Annotated in this window: 21 protein-coding genes; 14 read left to right on the forward strand and 7 right to left on the reverse strand. The window is 73.4% G+C overall.

Annotation, left to right across the window (positions count from 1 at the left end):
* The first annotated feature begins 1 nt into the window (after position 1).
* From ABGB05_RS19375 to ABGB05_RS19415, 9 genes are all read left to right on the forward strand, one after another.
* The gene (locus ABGB05_RS19375) at positions 2-1,345 is read left to right on the forward strand and encodes a pitrilysin family protein (protein WP_347654905.1); all 1,344 of its coding nucleotides are present in this window, start codon (positions 2-4) and stop codon (positions 1,343-1,345) included.
* A gap of 196 nt (positions 1,346-1,541) precedes the next feature.
* Positions 1,542-2,567: an aspartate-semialdehyde dehydrogenase gene (locus ABGB05_RS19380; protein ID WP_347654836.1), complete on the forward strand. Its 1,026-nt coding sequence runs from the start codon at positions 1,542-1,544 to the stop codon at positions 2,565-2,567.
* A 67-nt stretch (positions 2,568-2,634) separates the two neighbouring features.
* On the forward strand, positions 2,635-3,072 hold the full coding sequence (locus ABGB05_RS19385; protein WP_347654906.1) for a PPOX class F420-dependent oxidoreductase: 438 nt from the start codon (positions 2,635-2,637) through the stop codon (positions 3,070-3,072).
* A gap of 187 nt (positions 3,073-3,259) precedes the next feature.
* On the forward strand, positions 3,260-3,676 hold the full coding sequence (locus ABGB05_RS19390; RefSeq protein ID WP_347654837.1) for a CBS domain-containing protein: 417 nt from the start codon (positions 3,260-3,262) through the stop codon (positions 3,674-3,676).
* Positions 3,677-3,772: 96 nt separating this feature from the next.
* Complete coding sequence (locus ABGB05_RS19395; protein ID WP_347654838.1) at positions 3,773-4,168, forward strand: SCP2 sterol-binding domain-containing protein; 396 nt, start codon at positions 3,773-3,775, stop codon at positions 4,166-4,168.
* Positions 4,165-6,225, forward strand: coding sequence for a glycogen debranching N-terminal domain-containing protein (locus ABGB05_RS19400; protein WP_347654839.1), 2,061 nt, complete (start codon positions 4,165-4,167; stop codon positions 6,223-6,225). Before ABGB05_RS19395 ends, ABGB05_RS19400 begins: the two co-directional genes overlap by 4 nt.
* A gap of 180 nt (positions 6,226-6,405) precedes the next feature.
* Positions 6,406-6,798, forward strand: a complete 393-nt coding sequence (locus ABGB05_RS19405) for an SCP2 sterol-binding domain-containing protein (protein ID WP_347654840.1) — start codon at positions 6,406-6,408, stop codon at positions 6,796-6,798.
* 52 nt (positions 6,799-6,850) lie between these two features.
* Positions 6,851-8,881, forward strand: a complete 2,031-nt coding sequence (locus ABGB05_RS19410; RefSeq protein WP_347654907.1) for a glycogen debranching N-terminal domain-containing protein — start codon at positions 6,851-6,853, stop codon at positions 8,879-8,881.
* 48 nt (positions 8,882-8,929) lie between these two features.
* Complete coding sequence (locus ABGB05_RS19415) at positions 8,930-9,895, forward strand: hypothetical protein (protein ID WP_347654841.1); 966 nt, start codon at positions 8,930-8,932, stop codon at positions 9,893-9,895.
* 42 nt (positions 9,896-9,937) lie between these two features.
* Here ABGB05_RS19415 and ABGB05_RS19420 read toward each other — a convergent pair whose 3' ends face one another.
* The 4 genes from ABGB05_RS19420 to ABGB05_RS19435 all read right to left on the reverse strand — a co-directional run bounded on the left by ABGB05_RS19420 (position 9,938) and on the right by ABGB05_RS19435 (position 13,224).
* Positions 9,938-11,122, reverse strand: a complete 1,185-nt coding sequence (locus ABGB05_RS19420; RefSeq protein WP_347654842.1) for an MFS transporter — start codon at positions 11,120-11,122, stop codon at positions 9,938-9,940.
* Positions 11,123-11,342: 220 nt separating this feature from the next.
* Complete coding sequence (locus ABGB05_RS19425) at positions 11,343-12,035, reverse strand: hypothetical protein (RefSeq protein WP_347654843.1); 693 nt, start codon at positions 12,033-12,035, stop codon at positions 11,343-11,345.
* Positions 12,032-12,889 carry an ATP-binding cassette domain-containing protein gene (locus ABGB05_RS19430; protein WP_347654844.1) on the reverse strand — a complete coding sequence of 286 codons (858 nt, stop codon included), beginning with the start codon at positions 12,887-12,889 and terminating at the stop codon, positions 12,032-12,034. The genes ABGB05_RS19425 and ABGB05_RS19430 overlap by 4 nt, the downstream gene beginning before the upstream one ends.
* On the reverse strand, positions 12,886-13,224 hold the full coding sequence (locus ABGB05_RS19435) for a PadR family transcriptional regulator (RefSeq protein ID WP_347654845.1): 339 nt from the start codon (positions 13,222-13,224) through the stop codon (positions 12,886-12,888). Before ABGB05_RS19435 ends, ABGB05_RS19430 begins: the two co-directional genes overlap by 4 nt.
* 88 nt (positions 13,225-13,312) lie before the next feature.
* Here ABGB05_RS19435 and ABGB05_RS19440 point away from each other — a divergent pair, with 88 nt between their 5' ends.
* Positions 13,313-13,945 (forward strand): ABC transporter ATP-binding protein, encoded by a 633-nt coding sequence (locus ABGB05_RS19440; protein ID WP_347654846.1) that lies wholly within the window; start codon positions 13,313-13,315, stop codon positions 13,943-13,945.
* Positions 13,942-15,504, forward strand: coding sequence for a DUF6297 family protein (locus ABGB05_RS19445; protein WP_347654847.1), 1,563 nt, complete (start codon positions 13,942-13,944; stop codon positions 15,502-15,504). The genes ABGB05_RS19440 and ABGB05_RS19445 overlap by 4 nt, the downstream gene beginning before the upstream one ends.
* 21 nt (positions 15,505-15,525) lie before the next feature.
* Here ABGB05_RS19445 and ABGB05_RS19450 read toward each other — a convergent pair whose 3' ends face one another.
* On the reverse strand, positions 15,526-16,236 hold the full coding sequence (locus ABGB05_RS19450; protein ID WP_347654848.1) for an alpha/beta hydrolase: 711 nt from the start codon (positions 16,234-16,236) through the stop codon (positions 15,526-15,528).
* Positions 16,237-16,469: 233 nt separating this feature from the next.
* On the opposite strand from ABGB05_RS19450, the gene ABGB05_RS19455 reads away from it, so the two are divergent.
* Both ABGB05_RS19455 and ABGB05_RS19460 read left to right on the forward strand, forming a co-directional pair.
* Complete coding sequence (locus ABGB05_RS19455; protein ID WP_347654849.1) at positions 16,470-16,874, forward strand: hypothetical protein; 405 nt, start codon at positions 16,470-16,472, stop codon at positions 16,872-16,874.
* Positions 16,875-16,955: 81 nt separating this feature from the next.
* Positions 16,956-17,813: a hypothetical protein gene (locus ABGB05_RS19460; RefSeq protein WP_347654850.1), complete on the forward strand. Its 858-nt coding sequence runs from the start codon at positions 16,956-16,958 to the stop codon at positions 17,811-17,813.
* Positions 17,814-17,938: 125 nt separating this feature from the next.
* On the opposite strand, the gene ABGB05_RS19465 is transcribed toward ABGB05_RS19460, so the two are convergent.
* Both ABGB05_RS19465 and ABGB05_RS19470 read right to left on the reverse strand, forming a co-directional pair.
* Entirely contained in the window at positions 17,939-18,589 is a 651-nt protein-coding gene (locus ABGB05_RS19465; RefSeq protein ID WP_347654908.1) for an SDR family oxidoreductase, read from the reverse strand.
* Positions 18,499-18,978, reverse strand: a complete 480-nt coding sequence (locus ABGB05_RS19470; RefSeq protein ID WP_347654851.1) for a hypothetical protein — start codon at positions 18,976-18,978, stop codon at positions 18,499-18,501. Before ABGB05_RS19470 ends, ABGB05_RS19465 begins: the two co-directional genes overlap by 91 nt.
* Positions 18,979-19,092: 114 nt before the next feature.
* On the opposite strand from ABGB05_RS19470, the gene ABGB05_RS19475 reads away from it, so the two are divergent.
* Entirely contained in the window at positions 19,093-20,262 is a 1,170-nt protein-coding gene (locus ABGB05_RS19475; RefSeq protein WP_347654852.1) for a serine hydrolase domain-containing protein, read from the forward strand.
* Positions 20,263-20,277 lie beyond the last annotated feature (15 nt).

Below are 20,277 nucleotides of genomic sequence, written 5' to 3' on the forward strand. Positions count from 1 at the left end.
GCTGTTGATCACCGACCGGCCGGCCACCGGTACGCCGCGGCCGTACACCTTCCCGCCGGTGGTCCGGCGGACCGTGGCCGGCGGGGACGTGGTCGCCGCCCACCTGCCCGGGTACAACCTCGCGGTCGCCGTGCTGCTGCTCGACGCCGGCGCCGGCCGCGAGCCGGTCGGCCGGGAGGGTCTGGCCGCCGTGGTCGCGAAGGCGATCGAGGAGGGTACGACCCGACGCGACTCCACCGCCTACGCGCTCGCCCTGGAGGGACTCGGCACCGAACTGGTGATCTCCGCGGACTGGGACTCGTTCCAGGTCAGCGTGCAGGTGCCGGTGGAGCGGCTGCCGGAGGCGGTGGAGCTGCTGACCGAGGCGGTACGCACCCCGCGGCTGGACCCGGCGGACATCACCCGGGTCCGCGACGACGAGGTGACCGCGCTGCGGATGTACTGGGCGAACCCCGGTCCCCGGGCCGACGCGGCGCTGCGCGCCGACCTGTTCGGCGCCGACCAGCGGCCCGGCCGGCCGATGGACGGCGATCCGGACTCGGTCGCCGCGGTCACGGTCGAGGACGTCACCGCGTTCCACGCCGAGTGGCTGACCCGGACCGGCACCCTGCTGGTCGCCGGTGACCTGGACCGGATCGACCTCGACCGGCTGGCCACGACCGTCTTCGCCGGCGCCGCCGGCGCACCCGCCTCGAGCGGTGGGCCGCTGCAGGTCGGGGTCCCCGGGCAGCGGCGGATCATCCTGGTCGACCGGCCCGGCTCGGTGCAGTCGACGCTGCGGCTCGGGCACGTCGCGCCGCACCGGGCGCACCCGGACCACGTACCGATGACGCTCGCCGCGACCGTGCTCGGCGGGGCGTTCACCTCCCGGCTCAACCACCTGATCCGTGAGGTGCGCGGCTACACGTACGGGATCCGGGGCGAGTTCGGGTACTCCCGGCGGTTCGGACGGTTCGTGGTCAGTTCCGGGGTGCAGACGGCGGTGACGGCACCCGCGCTGGTGGACGCGGTCGGCGAGATCACCCGTACCCGGGACAGCGGGGTGACCGAGGCGGAGCTGACGGTCGCCCGCGCCTGGCGGGCCGGGCAGCTCTCGGTGGAGCTGCAGACCCCGCCCGCGATCGCGAACGCGCTGGCCACCCTGGTCGTGCACGGCCTACCGGACGACTACCACGCCACCTTGCGGGAGGCGTTGCTCTCCGCCACCGAGTCGGAGGTGTCGGCGGCGGCCGCGACGCACCTGCACCCCGAGGGGCTGACCCTGGTGGTGGAGGGGGACGCGGCGACGATCCGCGACGACCTGGCGGCGAGCGGGCTCGGCGAGGTCGTCGACGCGGCCGGCTGACCGGCCCGCCCGAAAGGGCGTCGCCACAGCCGGCGGGCAACGACCGGGCCTGTCCGGCCGATCCGGTGGCCGCCGGACCCCGTCCGGCCGTCCTGGGGCGCCGGGAGGGTCCGGCCGTTCCGGGTCGCCGGCCGGGTGCGTGGCGTGGCGGTAATCGCCTTGCCAGCCCGTCCGGTCGACTGGGTAGCCTCGCGGTATGAGGATCGGCATTGTGGGGGCCACCGGCCAGGTCGGTGGCGTGATGCGGCGGGTACTCGCCGAGCGGCGGTTTCCGGTGGAGCAGCTGCGGCTGTTCGCCTCGGCCCGGTCGGCCGGCCGGCCGCTGCCCTGGCAGGGCGGCGAGATCACCGTGGAGGACGCCGAGACCGCCGACTACCGCGGGCTCGACATCGTGCTCTTCTCGGCCGGGAAGGGTACGAGCCGGGAGCTGGCTCCCCGGGTCGCCGAGACCGGCGCCGTGGTGATCGACAACTCGTCGGCCTGGCGGATGGACCCGGACGTGCCGCTGGTGGTCGCCGAGGTCAACCCGCACGCCGCGGCGGTACGCCCCCGGGGCATCATCGCCAACCCGAACTGCACCACGATGGCGGCGATGCCGGCGCTGCGTCCGCTGCACGCCGAGGCTGGACTGGTCGCCATGGTCGTCGCGACGTACCAGGCGGTCTCCGGGGCCGGGCTGGCCGGCGCCGCCGAGCTGGACGAGCAGGTCCGCAAGGTGGCCGACGGCGCCGCCGCGCTGACCTTCGACGGGTCCGCCGTCGAGTTCCCGACCCCCCGGCAGTTCGCCGCGCCGGTCGCCTTCAACGTGCTGCCGCTGGCCGGCTCGATCGTCGACGACGGGTCGAACGAGACCGACGAGGAACAGAAGCTCCGCAACGAGAGCCGCAAGATCCTGGAGATTCCCGACCTGCTGGTTTCCGGCACCTGCGTCCGGGTGCCGGTCTTCACCGGGCACTCGTTGCAGGTCAACGCCCGGTTCGCCAACCCGCTGAGTCCGGCCCGGGCCCGGGAGCTGCTCGAGGGTGCGCCCGGGGTGGCGCTGACCGACGTGCCGACGCCGCTGCTGGCCGCCGGCGCCGACCCGACGTACGTCGGCCGGATCCGGGCCGACGAGACGGTGGAGCACGGGCTGTCGTTCTTCTGCTCCAACGACAACCTGCGCAAGGGTGCCGCGCTCAACGCCGTACAGATCGCCGAACTGCTGGCCGACGCAGCGCGGTGACCCGGGACACCGCGCCGGTGTCGGCGACCGGTTAGGTTGGGGTGAGCACGACGGAAGGACGGTGGACTTGGACGGACGGACCCGGCAGGCCCTGCTCGACCTGCTCCACGCCGGATCACTCGGCGTGCTCGCCACGATCAGACGGGACGGCCGTCCCCAGCTGTCCAATGTGAACTACACCTTCGACCCGGCCCGACAGCTGATCCGGGTCTCGGTGACGGAAGGGCGGGCGAAGACCGCCAACCTGCGCCGGGACCCGCGGGCCAGTTTCCAGGTCAGCAGCGCCGACGGCTGGTCGTACGTGGTCGCCGAGGGCACCGCCGAGTTCGGTGCCACGGCGGCCGACCCGGACGATCCGGCGGTCGAGGAACTGATCGAGGTATACCGCGCGATCCAGGGCGAGCACCCGGACTGGGACGACTACCGCCGGGCGATGGTCGCGGACCGCCGGCTCGTGTTGCGCCTGCCCGTCGACCGGGTCTACGGGGTGCCACCGCGCGGCTGACCCCCGGCCGGTCGGCGCATCCCGGATACCGCACTCCCCGGACGATCCGACCGAAGTCTCCACCGCCGGCCCGGACAGGGGCGGCGGGAACCGTCCGTCACAGGTGAAACGCCGTGGCACCTTTCGCGAAACGCGTTATCCCGGGGGCAGTCCGGGTAGACGGCGGCCGACACGAGAGGGAGGCAGGATGACGACCGTCGGAGAGTTCATGACGACCCGGCTGGTGACCATGGACGGCACCGATACGCTGACCGCCGCCGCGCAGGAGATGCGGGACAGCGCCATCGGCGATGTGATCGTCACCAACGGGGACCAGGTGATCGGGATCGTCACCGACCGGGACATCACGGTACGTGGGGTCGCGGAGGAGCTGAATCCGTCCACCGCCACACTCAACGAGATCCTCACCCAGGACGTGGTGACCGTCACCCAGTACGACGACGCGGTGGCCGCCGCCGACCTGATGCGTACGTACGGCATACGCCGGCTGCCGGTGGTCGAGGACGGTCGGCTCATCGGCCTGGTGTCGCTGGGCGACCTCGCCGTCGAGCGGGAACCGCAGTCCGTCCTGGCCGACATCAGCGCTGACGAACCCAACAACTGAGCCGCCGGCCCGCAGACCTGGTACGCCGGGCTGCCGGCCCGCCGCCGGGCCAGGGTCGGCGGCCCGCCGCCGGGTGCGACGAGGAGGTGCGGGGCGATGGATCCGATCATCAGGAAGATGGACCCGACCACCAGGTTCTTCGAGGAACTCAACCACCGGGGACCGAACCCGCTGCTGACCAAGGTACGGGGCACGGTGCGGTTCGAACTGGAGCAGGACAACGAGGTCGACACCTGGCTGCTGGTGTACAGCGCGGGAAACGTGAGTGCCACCCAGGCGGACCGCCAGGCCGACTGCACCGTACGGACCGACCGCGAGTTCTTCCACCAGATCGCCTGCGGTGAGGCGAACCCGCTCGCCGCGTTCCTGCGTAACCGGGTCACAGTGGAGGGCGACGTGCTGCTGTTCAGCTACCTGCACCGCCTGGTGCCGGGACCACCCGGTGCGCACGAGCCCCGCGACTGGGTGAAGCGGCAGGGGCGGCGACAATGAAAAAGCTGGTCAGCATCCTCGACGGGAACACCTTCGTGGTCAGCGACAACCGGGGCGACATCGACCCCTCGCCGACCTTCCCGACCGGACTCTTCTCCTTCGACACCCGGTTCCTGTCGAAGTGGGAGCTGCGGGTCAACGGCGAGCGGCTCAACCCGCTCTCCGTGGACGACCTGCAGTACTTCGAGTCCCAGTTCTTCCTGGTGCCGGGCGAGCCGACGCACTATGTCGACGCCAAGTTCTCGATCATCCGGCACCGGTCGGTGGGTGGCAGCTTCCTGGAGGAGTTGACCATCCTCAACCACCAGGACCAGGCGGTCGACCTGACGGTGCGGCTGAACGTGGAGGCCGACTTCGCGGACCTGTTCGAGATCAAGGACGTCCGGGAGAAGGTCGGCACCACCACCGTCCTGCTCGAGGAGGGCCGGATGCGGCTCCGCTACCAGCGGGAGACGTACCGGCGGGAGGCGATCGTCACCTCCAGCGCGCCGGCCGAGTACGACGAGGCCGGGCTGACCTTCTCGCTGCACCTCGGGGCGCACGAGCAGTGGGGAACCCACCTGAAGGTGGAGACCCTGGTGGAGGGGGCCGGTGGGCGGGACATCCGGCTGAGCATCCAGCGGCACCGCAGTCGTACCCGGGAGCAGATGCGCGCCGACCTCGACGAGTGGCTGGCCCGGGCACCGAAGCTGACCAGTGACTCCGAGCCGTTGGAGGAGACGTACGAGCGGAGCCTGGTCGACCTGGCCGCCCTCCGCTACTCGCCGCTGGCCACCTCGGACCGGTTGCCGACCGCCGGCCTGCCCTGGTTCATGACCCTGTTCGGCCGGGACAGCATGATCACCTGCCTGCAGACGTTGCCGTTCACCCCGGAACTCACCGCGCCGACGCTGCGCTACCTGGCGATGGCTCAGGGCATCAACCTCGACGACTTCCGGGAACGCGAACCGGGCAAGATCCTGCACGAGGTCCGGTACGGCGAGTCGACGGCCTTCGAGGAGCAGCCGCACTCGCCGTACTTCGGGTCCGCCGACGCCACCCCGCTGTTCGTGATCCTGCTCGACGAGTACGAGCGGTGGACCGGGGACACCGGGCTGGTCGCCGAACTCGAGCACGAGGCCCGGGCCGCGCTGCACTGGATCGACCGGTACGGCGACCTGATGGGCAACGGTTACATCTGGTTCGAGCGGCGGAACCTGCGTAACGGTCTGGAGAACCAGTGCTGGAAGGACTCCTGGGACGCCATCTCGTACTCGTCCGGGCGGCTGCCGGCGTTCCCCCGCGCCACCTGTGAACTGCAGGGCTACGCGTACGACGCGAAGATGCGGGGCGCCCGGCTGGCCCGGTTGGTCTGGCAGGACCCGCTGTACGCGGACCAGTTGGAGCGGGAGGCGGCGGAACTCAAGCAACGGTTCAACCGGGACTTCTGGGTGGAGGACGGCGAGTACTACGCGCTGGCCCTGGACACCGAGGGCGGGCAGGTGGACGCGCTCTCCTCCAACATCGGCCACCTGCTCTGGAGCGGGATCGTCGACGACGACCGGGCCCCGAAGATCGCCGCCCACCTGCTCGGACCGCGGCTCTTCTCCGGCTGGGGCGTACGGACGCTGGCCGAGGGCGAGGGCCGGTACAACCCGGTCGGCTACCACGTCGGCACGGTCTGGCCGTTCGACAACTCGCTGATCGCCTGGGGACTGCGCCGGTACGGCTTCCGGCACGAGGCCGGGCAGATCGCCGAGGCGATGATCGACGCGGGGCAGTACTTCGGGGGACGGCTGCCGGAGGCGTTCGCCGGCTACGACCGGGGGCTCACCAAGTATCCGGTGCAGTACCCGACCGCCTGCAGTCCGCAGGCCTGGTCGACCGGAACCCCGATGCTGATGATCCGGACCCTGCTCGGTCTGGAGCCGCACGGCGAACACCTGGTGGTGGATCCGGCGCTGCCCGAGCGGATGGGACGGATGGAGTTGCTCGACATCCCCGGCCGGTGGGGGCTGATCGACGCCTTCGGTCGGGGGCGGGCCGAGCACGCCCGGCGCCGTGCTGTCGTCGGATGACCGCAACGGGGTCGTCGGTCGCCGTCGGAGGGAGCGGCGTCGGATGACCGGCCGGGAGAGGTGCCGTCGGTCGCCGCCGGAGAGGCGTCGGATGACCCGCCGGGGGAGGTGCCGTCGGACGACGACCCGGCGGGGACCTGCTGTCGGAAGAGTGGTGCGAGGACGAAGGGATCGACTGCGATGGCGGACCCGACCAGCGACTTCTTCGCCTGGATCGAGGACCACGGGCCGGAGGTCCTGCCCGACAAGGCCAGGGGGACCATCCGGTTCGACCTCGACGCGGGCGAGGGCCGGGTGAACCACTGGTTCGTGGCGATCAACCGGGGCAACGTGCTGGTCTCGCACGAGAACCGGGAGGCGGACTGTGTGGTCAGCACCGAGCAGCGGCTCTTCGACCACTTCGCGCTCGGTGAGTCCCACGTGGTGACGGCGTACAACCGCAACGACGTGACGGTGCAGGGCAACCTGCCGTTGCTGCTGATGTTCCGGCGGGCCTTCCCGTCGCCGCCGGGCACCCGGGATCCCCGGGAGCGGGTCCGGGAACGGTTCGTCGGCCGCAGGGCCCGACGATGACGGAACGGAGGCCGCGACGGTGACGGGTGCGGGTAAGAGTTCGGGCACCGGAATGGTCAGCATCCTCGACGGCAACACCTTCATGGTCAGTGACGCCCGGGGCGACGTCGACCCGTCCCCGGACTTCCCGGCCGGTCTCTTCGCCTGGGACACCCGGTTCCTCTCCAAGTGGGTGCTCACCGTCGACGGCGAGCGGCTCAACGCGCTCTCCGTGGACGACCTGCAGTACTTCGAGTCCCGGTTCTTCCTGGTGCCCGGTGAGCCGACCCACTACGTCGACGCGAAGACGTCGGTGATCCGGCACCGCTCCCTCGGTGGCAGGTTCGAGGAGCGGCTCACCGTACTCAACCACCGGGACGAGCCCACCAGCCTGACCCTACGGATGGAGATCGGCTGCGACTTCGCGGACCTGTTCGATGCCCGGGAGGCCCGCCCTCGGCCGGGTCAGACGGTCCGGATGGTGGAGGACGGCCGGCTGCGCTTCTGCCACCAGCGGAACCGGCACGTGGCAGAGACCATTGTGACCAGCACGGAACCCGTCGACATCGACGAGAGCGGGCTCACCTTCCGGATCGAACTCGGCGCGCACGGCACCTGGACGACCACGCTGTACGCGGTCGGCATCATCCGGGGCGCGGGCGGACGTGACGTACGGGAGAGCGTCCGCGGCTACACCGAGGTCCGGCCGGAGAAGCGGCAGGAACTCGCCGAGTGGCTGGCCCGGGCACCGCAGCTCGTCTGCGACTCGGAGGCGCTGCAGCGGACGTACCGGCGGAGCATGATCGACCTCGCCGCGCTGCAGTACACCGGGCTGACCAGCCAGGTACGGCTGACCGGGGCCGGGCTGCCCTGGTACATGACCCTGTTCGGCCGGCACAGCATGCTGACCGGCTTCCAGACCCTGCCCTTCGTACCGGAGATCGCCCGGCAGACCCTCTGGACGATGGCACTGCTGCAGGGCGGCCGGGTCGACGACTTCCGTGACGAGGAACCCGGCAAGATCCTGCACGAGATCCGGTACGGCGAGCCCGGCGGCTTCGAGGAGCAGCCGAGGACGACGTACTACGGGGCGGCGGACAGCACGCCGCTGTTCGTGATCCTGCTCGACGAGTACGAGCAGTGGACGGGGGACGCCGACACCGTACGCCAGTTCGAGTTCGAGGCCCGGGCGGCGCTCACCTGGCTCGACACGTACGCCGACCTGATGGGCGACGGCTACGTCTGGTACGAGTGCCGCGCCCCGGGCGGGCTGGAGAACCAGGGCTGGAAGGACTCCTGGGACGCGATCTCCTACCGCGACGGTCGACTGCCCGGCCACCCCCGGGCCACCTGCGAACTACAGGGATACGCGTACGACGCGAAGGTGCGGGCGGCGCGGCTGGCCCGGACCTTCTGGAACGACCCGGCGTTCGCGGACCAGCTGCTCCGGGAGGCGGAGGTGTTGAAGGACCGGTTCAACCGGGACTTCTGGATCGAGGACGGGGAGTACTACGCGCTGGCGCTCGACGGCGAGGGCGGCCAGGTCGACGCGGTCGCCTCGAACATGGGACACCTGTTGTGGAGCGGGATCGTGCCCGAGCACCGGGCACCCCTGGTCGCCGCCCGGCTGCTCGGCGACGAACTCTTCTCCGGTTGGGGAGTACGGACGCTGGCCCGGGGACAGCAGCGCTACAACCCGGTCGGCTACCACAGCGGTGCGGTCTGGCCGAGCGACAACTCGCTGATCACGATGGGGCTGCGCCGGTACGGCTTCGAGGAGGAGGCGGCCCGGATCTCGTTGACGATGATCGAGGCGTCGCGGTATTTCGACGGCCGGTTGCCGGAGGCGTTCGCCGGCTACGACCGCTCGCTGACCCGGTATCCGGTGCAGTACCCGGGAGCGTGCAGCCCGTTCGCCACCTCGGCCGGGACCCCGCTGGCGCTGCTCCGTACCCTGCTCGGGCTGCTGCCGCACGAGGGGCATCTGACGATCGTGCCGGCGGTGCCGGAGGAACTGGGGCGGATCGAGCTGATTGGCATCCCCGGCCGGTGGGGCCGGATCGACGCGTTCGGGCACGGCCGGCTGCGGATGGGGCGGCGCTGAACGCTGTCGTGGGTGGTGGTCGGCGGCCGACCGTGATAGCGATGAGCGATGGCGGATCCCGACGCGTTGGAAGGCGTCGCGTTGGCCCGGGTGCTACGCCAGGCCGGCGGCGCCGAGATCCTCAACACCCTCGGTGTGCAGCTTTCCGGGGCGGACCTGGTCGCGCTGCTGCTCGCCGCGTTCCGTACCCGGGCCGGCTTCCTCAGCCCCGCCGACGTGCTGCGCCGGTACACCGAGGACCGGTTCGTGGCGCCGGCGCCGGTCGACTTCCGAGTGCAACGACGGGTGGAGGACCGACTGCTCTCGGCGGTGCCCGACGAGGTGGAGTTGGTGACCCTGGCCCCGGTCACGCCGCTGGGCGCGCACTCCACCGTCGCCGGGGTACACCAGAACAACGTGCTGGCCACCGTACGCGGCAGTGAGGTGGCGGCGGATCCGACCACCGGGCTGGCGTTGGAGGCGGCGGTGCGGCGGCGTGACCGGGGTGCGGGTGCCCGCCGTGGCGCGCCGCCGGTGCGGCTCGCCGCGCTGCAACGGGTGATTCGGGCGCGGCGTTCCGCCGGGGCCGACCGGTTCGCCCACGCGAACCTCTTCGCGCTGGCCACCGCCGGCGCGGACAGCGGCGGCCTGGGGTTCGAGCGCCGGCACTCGGTCGAACAGTTGGGGCTGCTCTGTACCGCGCTGCGGGCCACCGGCGTCCAGTCGGTCGAGGTGGGCCTCACCCTGCTGGATCCGGCGGCCGGTCCGGTCACCGAGGCCGTCCGGTCCGCGCTGCGGGACCGTCCGGACGTTGTCCTGCGGGAGGTTCCGGAGCCGGTCGACGGGCCGTGTCACCACACCGGCTGGTGTTTCCGCCTGGCCGTGCTCCACGACGGCGTCCGGGTCGAGGTCGGTGACGGCGGTTTTGTCGACTGGACCCGGCGGCTGCTCGGTCGGCCCCGGGAGCGGCTGCTGGTCAGCGTGCTCGGCGTCGACCGGCTGTCGGCGCTGGTGGCCGAGGGCCCGGCCGGCTGACCGTGCCGGCTGACCGTGCCGGATCCCGGGGGTGGCGGCGGGTCAGGCCGGTGACGGGGCTGGTGCCGGTCGACGGGTGAGCCGGAGCACGCCGTAGGCCAGCGCGATGGTGACCGGCGCGACGGCGAACCCGACGGTGAGGCTGCCGGACCGGTCGAGCAGCGCGCCCGTCAGCGCGGAGCCGAGCGCGCTGCCGACCGAGAACGCGGTGGCCGCCCAGGCGAACGCCTCGGCGGCGGTGCCGGCCGGGGCGACGCCGTCGATGGTGACAAAAACGATGGTCAGTAGCGGTGGCAGGGCGAGACCGCTGACCGCCATCAGCCCGAGCATGACGGGCAGCTCCGGGACCAGCAGCAACGGCAGGTAGCCCAGGGCCAGCGCGGCCGCCGCCCGGGGCAGCGTGCCGGAGCGGCGGGCAGCGGCGAACCGGACGTAACCGAGCCCGCCGGCCAACGCCCCGGCCGCCTGCGCGGCCAGCAGCCAACCGGCCCAGGACCGGTCGGCGGTCGCCTCGGCGTAACCGGTGGCCGCCACCACCACGCTGCCGACTCCCGCGCCGACCAGCACCAGCGCGCCGAGGATCAGCCGGAGCCGGCCGGCCCGCAGCGGTCCGGCCCAGTGCCGTACCGCCGGCACGCCCTTCCACCGACGGACCACCGGCGCGGTGGTGAACCAGGCGGTGCCGACGAGCTGGCAGAGCGCGGCGGCGACCAGGCCGCCGACCGGCCCGGCCAGGCCGACCGCGCCGAGGGTGAGCACCGGACCGACCACGAAGATCATTTCCTGGGTCGCGGTGTCCAGGGTGTACGCCGTGTGCACCTGGTGCTCGGGCAGCAGGTCCCGCCACAGCACCCGCAGCCCGGCCTCGAACGGCGGCGCACCGAGCCCGGCGAGCATCGCGGCCACGACGGTCAGCGGGGTGGAGAACGCCGCCGCGACCAGGGCGAACCCGAGACTGGAGAGGCACACCGCGAGCCACATCACCGGAGGTAACCGCCACCGGTCGGCGAACCGGCCGAACAGCGGCTGACCGACCGCCATCCCGGCGGTGTACGCCCCGACCAGCAGCCCGGCCAGGGTCAGCGTCATCGTCTCCCGGGCGAAGACCAGCAGAGCCAGCGGTGCCGCGCCGAGCGGTATCCGCCCGAGCAGGCTGGCCGCCAGTACCCGGGCGGTCTGCGGGGTTCTCAGCACGGTGCGGACGGAGGTGTCGAGGGTACGGGACATGACGGAACGCTCCCGAGGCGTACGCAGGGACAGGCCGGATGGGGTGGGGTGGCACCGGCCGGTCAGGGAGCGAAGTCCGCGCGCTCGTGGTCGTTGCCGTAGAGCGGCAGGTCGGGAGTGGACCACTGGGCGTACGCGGCGGCGAGCGCGTCCAGTGGGGTCATGGGAGCAGGGTACTGCGGCCGGGGCGGAATCCGCAGGGCCCGCGGACCGCGACCGGTCAGCGGGCCGAGACGAACCGCAGGTGCGGGCGACGCCGCAGCCGGATCGTGGCGGCGACCGCGACCAGCGCGGTGAGCACGACGGCGGCGACCAGCCCGTGCGTCAGCCCCCGGGTCAGGTATCCGCCGTCGGTGTGGTCGATCGCGTACGTGCCGATCTCGCGGCTGAACCAGAACGGCAGCAGCCGGGCGGCGGAGTCGGCGGGGTCCATCACCATCTGCAGGCCGACCACGATCAGCAGCACCAGCGTCCCCTCCAGTTCCCGGGGCAGTACGGCGCTCAGCGCCAGTCCGAAGGGTGCGGCGGTGGCCACGGTCAACACCATGATCAGCGCGATCGCGTCGTACCGGACGTTGTCCTGGTCGAACCGGACGAGCAGGAAGTACGGCACGGAGAGCGCGACGCCGACCGTCCAGAGCGCGAGCAGCCGGCCGAGATGCAGGTGGTGGGGCCGGTAGCCGGAGAGCCGCAGCCGTGGTTCGATGCCCCGGGCCGCGCTGCCGGCGAAGAGCGCGGCGGTGCTCAGCGCCCAGCCGATCCCGAGGCAGACGAACCGGATCGACTGGCCGAGGTGGTCACCTCGGCGGCTGAGGTAGAAGGCGAGCGGCAACAGCAGCATGATCAGCAGCACCCCGCGTCGGCGCAGGATCTCCCGCAGGGCGAACTCGGCGACCGTCCAGATCTTGATCATGATGTCGTCTCCCGTGCCGGGGTCAGCTCGAGCACGGTGTCGACCCGGTCGAGCTGGTTGAGCAGGTGGGTGACCACCACGATCGCCTTGCCCGCCGAGCGCCACCGCCAGAGCTGTTGCCAGAAGTCCAGATAGGTGCCCCGGTCGAAGCCCTGGTACGGCTCGTCGAGCAGCAACACGTCCGGTTCGCCGAGGCCTGCCATCACCAGGTTCAGTTTCTGCCGGGTGCCGCCGGAGAGGTGCCGTGCCTGGGTACGTCCGCTCGGGTCCCAGTCCAGCGACGCGGCCTGGTCACGGCCGGCGGTGCGGGACTGGCTCCGGGACAGCCCTCGGCCGGCGCCGACGAGCGCGAAGTGCTCCTCGGGGTAGAGGAAGTCGCTGGTGCCGCCGGCCTGCGGGCAGTAGCCGAGGGTGCCGTACACCCGGACCTGACCGGCGTCCGGGCTGAGCAGGCCGGCGCAGATCCGCAGGAAGGTGCTCTTGCCCGAGCCGTTGGCGCCGACCACGGCGGCGATCTCGCCGGCCCGTACCGTCAGGTTGACGTCGGTCAGCACCGGACGTCGGCGGTACCGCTTGCTGATCCCGCGCACGTCGAGCCGGACCGGCCCGGGCGGACCCGGCCGCGACGACGCCGGCTGACGCACCCGGTCGGGCGCAGCCGTGCCCGCCGTCCCCAGGCTGTCCGCGACGGCCGCCGCGTACGTCCCCGGCGGGCCGAAGACCGCCAGCGGCGGCTCTCCGCTGTCCCGCAGGTGGGAGGCGGCCTCCGAAACGACGTGTGCGGTGAGTTCCGGGTCGACGCCGCGCCGGCGCAACTCGCCGGCGAGGGTGTCGAGCCAGCCACGCTGGTTCATCGGGTCTGTACCTCTCGCAGGATCACGCCCACCCCACTGGTGAAGGCGTCCCAGTCGACGGCGGTCCGGTGGAGCGTCTCGATCCCGACCGGGGTGATTCGGTAGTACTTGCGGGCCGGTCCCGCCGCGCCCTCCCGCCACTGGGCGGCCACCAGTCCGGTGCGCTGCAGCCGGAGCAGCACCGGGTAGAGGGTTCCGCCCTGGATCGGGCCGACGCCGGCCGCGTTCAGCGACTGGGCCAGTTCGTACCCGTAGGACTCGCGGTGCCGCAGTAGGGCGAGGACACACAGGTCCAGCACTCCGCGCAGCCACTGGGCCCGGCGTTCCTGATCCACGGCGGAGACAGTAGCACAGTCATCTAGCTTGCGCCGCAACCTAGGGCGGCGGACGGTCCGGGGTGACAGCGAGGCGGAGAATGACCGGATGATCCTGCGGACCGACGGGTTGGACGTCGGCTATCGCGACCGGGTGCTGGTTCGTGGCCTGCGCCTCACCGCGTCGGCCGGTGAGGTTCTCGCGGTCACCGGACCGAACGGCACCGGGAAGTCCAGCCTGCTGCGCTGTCTCGCCGGACTGCTCCGGCCGCTGGCCGGCCGGGTGCTGGTCGACGGAGCACCCGCCGACGAGCGGTCCCCGGCGTTCCGGCGCACCGTGGCGAGTCTGCTGGAGACCGCCGCCTGGTACCCGAACCTCACCGCCGGCGAACACCTGGAGTTCGTCCGGTACGCCAACCGCCCGGTCGCCACCGACTGGTTCGAGCCGGCCGTGCTCGCCGACCGGCTGGAGGTCACCCGGTTCGCCTCGATGCTGCCCGGACGGCTCTCCAGCGGTCAGCGGCAACGGCTGGCGCTGGCGCTGGTCCTGGCCCGGCCGAGTCGCCTGCTCCTGCTCGACGAGCCCGAGCGCCATCTCGACGAGGCCGGCCGGGCGGCCGTCGGCGCAGTGCTGCGCGACTACGCCCACCGGGGCGGAGCCGTCGTCCTGGCCAGCCACGATCCCGCGCTTGTCGGCGCGGCGCAGGCCCGGACCCTCGACGTGACGGACTGGCAGGAATGACGAACGTCGGCGCGGCCAACTCCGCCCGGGCGGCCCGGGCCTGGCTGCGGGCCCGGCGCCGGTCCCGCGCCGCCAACCGCCTCGAACAGGCCTACCTGGGACTGCTCACCGTCCTGGTCGGCGGCGGGGTGGTGGCCAGCGTGCTGCCGAAACTCGCCAGCAGGTTCGCCGCCGGACCGCCCACGGTTCCCGGCCCGACGACCCTGCTCGCGATCGGCCTGCTCTGGTACGCCGCCGTGCTCGCCGTCGCCGGCCGGTTCGGGCTGTTGGCCGCCGCACCGGCCCAGGTCAGCTGGCTGCTGTCCAGCCCGACCGGACGACGTGGACTGCTCTGGCCCACCGCGCTCGTCGTGCTGGGACTCGCCACCCTCGCCGGCCTGCTGCACGGCACCCTGGTGGCCTGGGCGCTGACCGCGCCGCTGACCATGGTCGTACTCGCCGGTGGGGTCGCCGGGCTCTTCGTCGGCGGAGCCGCCACGCTGGTACCGACCGTGGTCAGCGAGCCGGCGACCGTACTCGACCGGTTCGCGCTGCTGCTCGGTGCCGGTGCGGCGGTGCTGACGATCGTCGACCTGCCGACCCGCGCCGCCGCCGTGGTCGGCCGGCTCGGGCCCTGGGGCTGGCCGCAGACCGTCGCCGGGGACGGCGGAACGTCGGGTGACTGGCCGTTCGTCGCCGGCCCGCCCGGGTGGCTGGCCGTTCCCGGCGTGGCCGCCGTGCTGCTCGCCGGTCTGGCGCTGGTCCGGCTCGACCGGGTCCGGCTCGGCACCCTCGCCGCCGGTGGCGCCCAGGTGCAGACGCTGACCGCCGGTGTGGTCACCCTCGACCTCGGCATCGCGGCCCGGATCGGCGAGGAGCGCCGGTGGGCGGCCCGGGCGCCCCGTCGTACCGGCCTGCTCCGGTTCCCCGGACCGATGGTGGCCCTGGCCCACGACCTGCTGACCCTGCGACGGTCCCCGGAGCGGCTGGCGCTGGCCGGTGCGGCGCTGCTGCCACCGGTCCTCTCCGCCGGCCTCCTCGGCCCCGGGCCGCTGCTCGCCGTGGTGTGGCCGCTCTGCGGCCTGCTCGCCGCCGGGGTGCTGACCGGGAACGTCCGGCGGGACCACGACCTCCCGGCACTGGGCCGGCTGCTCGGCGTGCCCGAGCGGGGCCTGCTGGCCGTCCGGTCGATCGTGCCGGTGGCGGTGGCGACCTGCTGGAGCGCCGGCGCGCTGGCCCTGGTCGCCGGCGCGTTCTCCGCCGCCGTCCTGCCCTGGCTGCTGCTCGGTGGCGCGGCCGGCCCGGCGCTCGCGGCCGGCGCGCTCCGGGCCGCCCGCCGGGGGGCCGTCCGGCACGACCTGCCGCCGATCGTCACCCCGATGGGCTGGGTGCCGACCGCGCCGCTGCACCGGCTGGTCACCGCCGTGGACCTGGGACTGCTCTGCACCGTGCCGACCCTGCTGGCGGTGGTCAGCGGCGACCCGGCGGGCTGGCTGCCGGTACAGCTCGCCGGATCACTGCTCGGCCTGGCCGGCCTGCTCGCCCTGGCCGGGGCCCGGATCTGGCCGGTGCCCCGCTGACGGTCGCCGGTCCGGTCCGCGTCAGCGGCTGGCGAGGTTGGCGTCGAGGAAGGCGGCGGTGACGGCGCGGATGTCCGGACGGTCCAGGTCCAGCGCGTGGCCGCCGTGGGTGACCAGCGAGTGCACCGGATGCCCGGCCCGGAGCAGCGCCGAGGTCAGCGCCAGGGTCTGCCCGACCGGTACGGCGGCGTCCTGCGCGCCGTGCACCAGGAGGACCGGCACCCCGTTACCGAGATGGCGCGACGGGGTGGCGTCCCGGGTTGTCGGATCGTCGGCGGACGGCTCCCGGCCGATCAGGTCCCGCCACGGGTCGTTCCCGGCCCGGGACCGGATCCATTCCTCGTCCAGCGGGTCCACCGGCGCCCAGTACGCCAGTACGCCGTCGACGTCGCCCGGCTCGGCGACCCCGCGCAGCCCCAGGTGCAACGCGAGGTGGCCGCCGGCCGAGTCGCCGGCGACCAGGAACGGCAGACCGGCCGCCCGGGCCCGGGCCAGCGGCTCCCGCGCCGCGGCCCGGATGTCGGCCAACTGTGCCGGCCAGTGGGCCTGGTGGCTGAACCGGTACCTGCCCTGCACCACGGTCAGCCCGTGCTCGCCCAGCGCCGTACCGTCCTCCTCGGACCTGGCCCGCCAGCCGCCGCCGGGCAGCCAGAGCACCACGCCACGTACTCGCGGGTCGGGGTCGTCGGTCCGCCGGGTCGCCGGCCCGGCCGCTGCGCTCGGTGAGGTCATCCGGTCAGCCTGGACGCCGGCCGGCGATCGGCCAAGCGCCGGACCCCGGAGTACGCCGAGAGCGCAACCGGGCCGACTGCGCCGGTGCGTGCCGGTTGCCGCCGCCGAGGTGGATTGTGACCGCTGCGGCACCTGCCGGCGCCGCCGAGCGGTTTCGCCGTGGAGCGGGTACGTTTTTCTCCGTGGTATCCGTCGCGCTGTTCCGCCCCGTGTGGTGGATGGCGTGCCGGTCGGTGCGGTTCGTGACCGCCCTGGTGCTGATGGCGTTGCTGCTGGGCGCTGGCGGCGCCCGGCCGGGTCAGGCCGCCGGGCCCGGTACGACAGGTGGCACGTCCACGATCGCCGCCGAGGCTCCGTCCGGTGTGTCCGGTCGGACGGTCGAGGCGGACCGGGTAGCGGCCACCTCGGCCACCGGTCCGGGCAGTGGCGTCGCCGGCCCGGCCGACCCGGCTCGGGTCGACGCCGGCGAGCCCACGGACCCGACCGGGGCGGACGCTCCGGCGTCGGCCGTCGGGCCGGTCGCCCCGACGGGCCGGCCGGTCGCGTCGGGCGCGCTGCCCGGCGGCGGGGCGGCGACATCGCCGACCGGTGACGCGTACCCACGGACGAGCGGATCGCGCGCACCCCCGATTGGGTAGGTACCGGACGCGCCCCGATGCGGCGTGCCCGGTTCCCGAGCACCCGTCCGTTCGTTTCGTCCACCCCCGTGAGGTGCCGTTGTGGAGAAGCTCTACTACTACTTCCTGGTCGACGTTCCCCGAGCCATGACGATCTGGGTCGTCCTGATGGGGCTGGCCGCGGCCGCCACCGTCGGACTGCTGATGCGCCCGCGCCCGTCCGGCGCCGGTACGACCGACCCGGCGACCGACGGCGCGGAGCCGGACGGTGCCGTCCCGGCCGGCGGCACTCCGGTGCTGCGGGTCGAGGAGCAACGCCGGCGGGCGCTGGCCTCCCGGGCGCTGGAACTCCACCGGTACGCCGAGGAGGTGACGGTCGCCGCCGAGCGGTCGACCGTCACCGCCCAGCGGCGTCGCGACGAGTGGCTGGCGGCGCAGGAGCAGGCCGAGGCGGCCTGGCAGGCGTACGAGGCGGCGGACGCCGCCGCCCGGCGGGTGGCGGCGGCGGCCGTACTGCCCGAACCACGTACCCCACGCACCCCGGCCGAGTACGCCGACCGGGAGCGTTACCTGCACCGGGCCGCGATGGCGGCCTGTACCCGCAAGGAGCTCTCGGTCCTGCAGTTGAGTGACGCGCTGGCCAACCGCAACGGCTGGGATCCCCGGCGGCACCCGGTCGAGCAGGAGATCGTGCTGCGGCGGACCGTCCGGGACAGCCTGTTCGCCGCGCACCGGGCGGCCGCCGAGCGGGAGCGGGCCGCGTGGCGGGACGCGGAGGTCGCCGCCGAGGCGGCCCGTACGCTCCGCGAGGAGGCGTTCGCCGCCGCCGCCCGGGCCGAGGAGTTCCGGCGCTGGCTGCCGTCGTCCGTGCCGTCGACCGGCTCCACGGACGGGCCGACCGGCGGCGCGAACGGGCGGCTGCGTCCCGTGGTCCGCTGGCGGACGGCCCGGGCCGGCTGAGCCGGCCGCCGCCCCGGCCTGTCGTGCCCGGCCTGTCGTGCCCGGCCTGTCGTGCCCGGCCTGTCGTGCCGGTCCGCCGTCCCCGGGGCGGACCGGGGCAGGTGTCCCGGCCGGGTTCCGCGCTGCTACGGCTCCGGGTCCCGGCCGAGGGCCGACCGTCCGCCGTCCACCGGTACGACGGCTCCGGTGATGAAGGCCGCGTCGGTGGAGAGCAGGTGTGCGACCGAGGCGGCGACCTCCTCCGGCCGGCCCATCCGGCCGACCGGGTGCAGGTCCCGGATCTCCCGCTCGACGCGGCGCGCCACGGCCGGCTCCTGACGGGCCAGGTGGGCGGTGTGCCGCTCGGTCTCGATCGAGCCGAGGGCGACCGCGTTGACCCGGATGCCGTACCGGCCGTACTCCACGGCGAGGGCGCGGGTCAGGCCCTCGATCGCGGCCTTCGCCGTCGCGTACGGCAGGCAGCCCGGCACCGGACGCTGGGCCTGGTGCGAGGAGACGTTCACGATCGCCCCGGCGGTGCCGGCGGCGAGCAGGTGGCGGACGGCCGCCGCGCAGCCGACGACCGTGGCGTCGAGGTTCAGCGCGATGAGGTCGAGGATCCGCCGGGCCGGGGTGTCGTGGACGGAGGCGTCCCGGAACACGGCGGCGTTGTTGACCCAGCCGGTGAGGGTTCCGCCGGCGTCCGTCAGTCGGGCGCCTTCTTCGGTACGACGTTGCGGAACCGTTCGTGCGCCGACTGCCGGCTGATGCCGAGCGCGCCGCCGATCTCGGCCCAGGAGAGTCCCGCCTCGCGGGCGGCCGCCACCGCCCGTTCGATCAGCGGTCTCTGCCAGCGTTCGACCTCGGCGAGCAGGCCGAGCGCCTGCAGCGGCCAGGTCGGGGCCAACTCGGCGATGTTGTCCCGGAGGGTGTCGGAGCGGGTCACCAGCCAGCCGGGCGGGGTGGCGGCCCAGAGCGGCCTCATGTGCGCCGAACCCCACTCGGAGGTGGCCATCCAGGTGCCCTCGTCGCCGGCCGGGTAGTCGGTGTCGCCGACCCAGCCGCACGAGCACCGGGCCCGGTAGCCGACGGTGCCGTCGGGCCGTTCGGCGGCGGTGCTCAGGGTGCCGTCCGGTAACCGGAACCCGAGCAGGTCGTGGTGGCCCGGGACCGTTTCCTCCTGCATCCGTTCAGCATATTGCTGTCAGGGTTGCCTGACATCGGTCGTCAGAATATCCTGACACAGCTTCCGGGAACGCGGATGGCGCGGCCCGGAGTCGAGTCGTGGACGGAGAACGGCATGACAGTGGTCAGTGGCACCGTGGCCCCCGGTTTCGAGCCGGTACGGGACGCGTTCGTCGAGAACTTCCGCGCCGGTACGGAGGTCGGCGCGGCGGTCAGCGTCTACCGGCACGGGCGGGAGGTGGTGCATCTCTGGGGCGGGGTCGCGGATCCGGACACCGGCCGGTCCTGGCGGGAGGAGACCCTGCAGGTGGTCTATTCGGCGACCAAGAGCGTGCCGGCGGCCTGCGCGCACCTGCTGGTCCAGCGGGGTCAGCTCCGACTGGACGCCCCGGTCGCCGACCACTGGCCGGAGTTCGCGGCGGCAGGCAAGAGCGACCTGCCGGTCCGTTGGCTGTTGTCCCACCAGGCCGGCCTGCCGGTGCTGGACCGTCCGGTGCCCCTGGCCGACGCGCTGGCCTGGGAGCCGATCGTCGCCGCACTCGCCGCCCAGGCGCCGGTCTGGGAGCCGGGCGCCGCGCACGGCTACCACGGACTGACGTACGGCTGGCTGGTCGGCGAGGTGGTACGCCGGGTCTCCGGACGCGGCGTCGGGACGTACTTCGCCGACGAGATCGCCAAACCGCTCGGCCTGGACTTCTGGATCGGGCTGCCCGACGCCGAGGTGCACCGGGTCAGCCGGCTCGTCGAGGCGCCGGTCGAGCCGCCCGCCGAGCCGCTGTCGGCGGAGCTGCGGGAGACGCTCGCCGCGTACACCGATCCGGGCTCGCTGCTGGTCCGGTCGGTCGCGGTGACCGATCCGCCGCTCGACCTGGCCGACCCGGCCACCTGGTCGGCGGAGATCCCGGCGGTCAACGGCATCTGTACGGCCCGGGCCCTCGCCCGGTTCTACGCCGGGTTGATCGGCGAGGTCGACGGGATCCGGATCCTCGACGCCCCGACCCTCGCCGCCGCCACCGTCGAGCAGGCGCACGGTGTCGACCGGGTACTGGGGATGCCGACCCGGCCGGCCCTCGGTTTCGGCCTGCCCCTGCCCGACCAACCCTGGTGGTCGCCGACCGCCTTCGGCTTCCCCGGCCACGGCGGTTCGCTCGGGTACGCCGACCCGGCCAGCGGCGTCGCGTTCGGCTACGTGACGAACAACCTGAGGGTCACGACGACCCCGGACCAGCGGACGGTCAACCTGGTCGGCGCACTCCGGTCGGCACTGGCGGCGGTCTCCCGCTGACCGATCCCGGATTGC

Origin of the sequence: Plantactinospora sp. B5E13, assembly GCF_039871775.1 — a bacterium.
Lineage (GTDB): Bacteria > Actinomycetota > Actinomycetes > Mycobacteriales > Micromonosporaceae > Plantactinospora.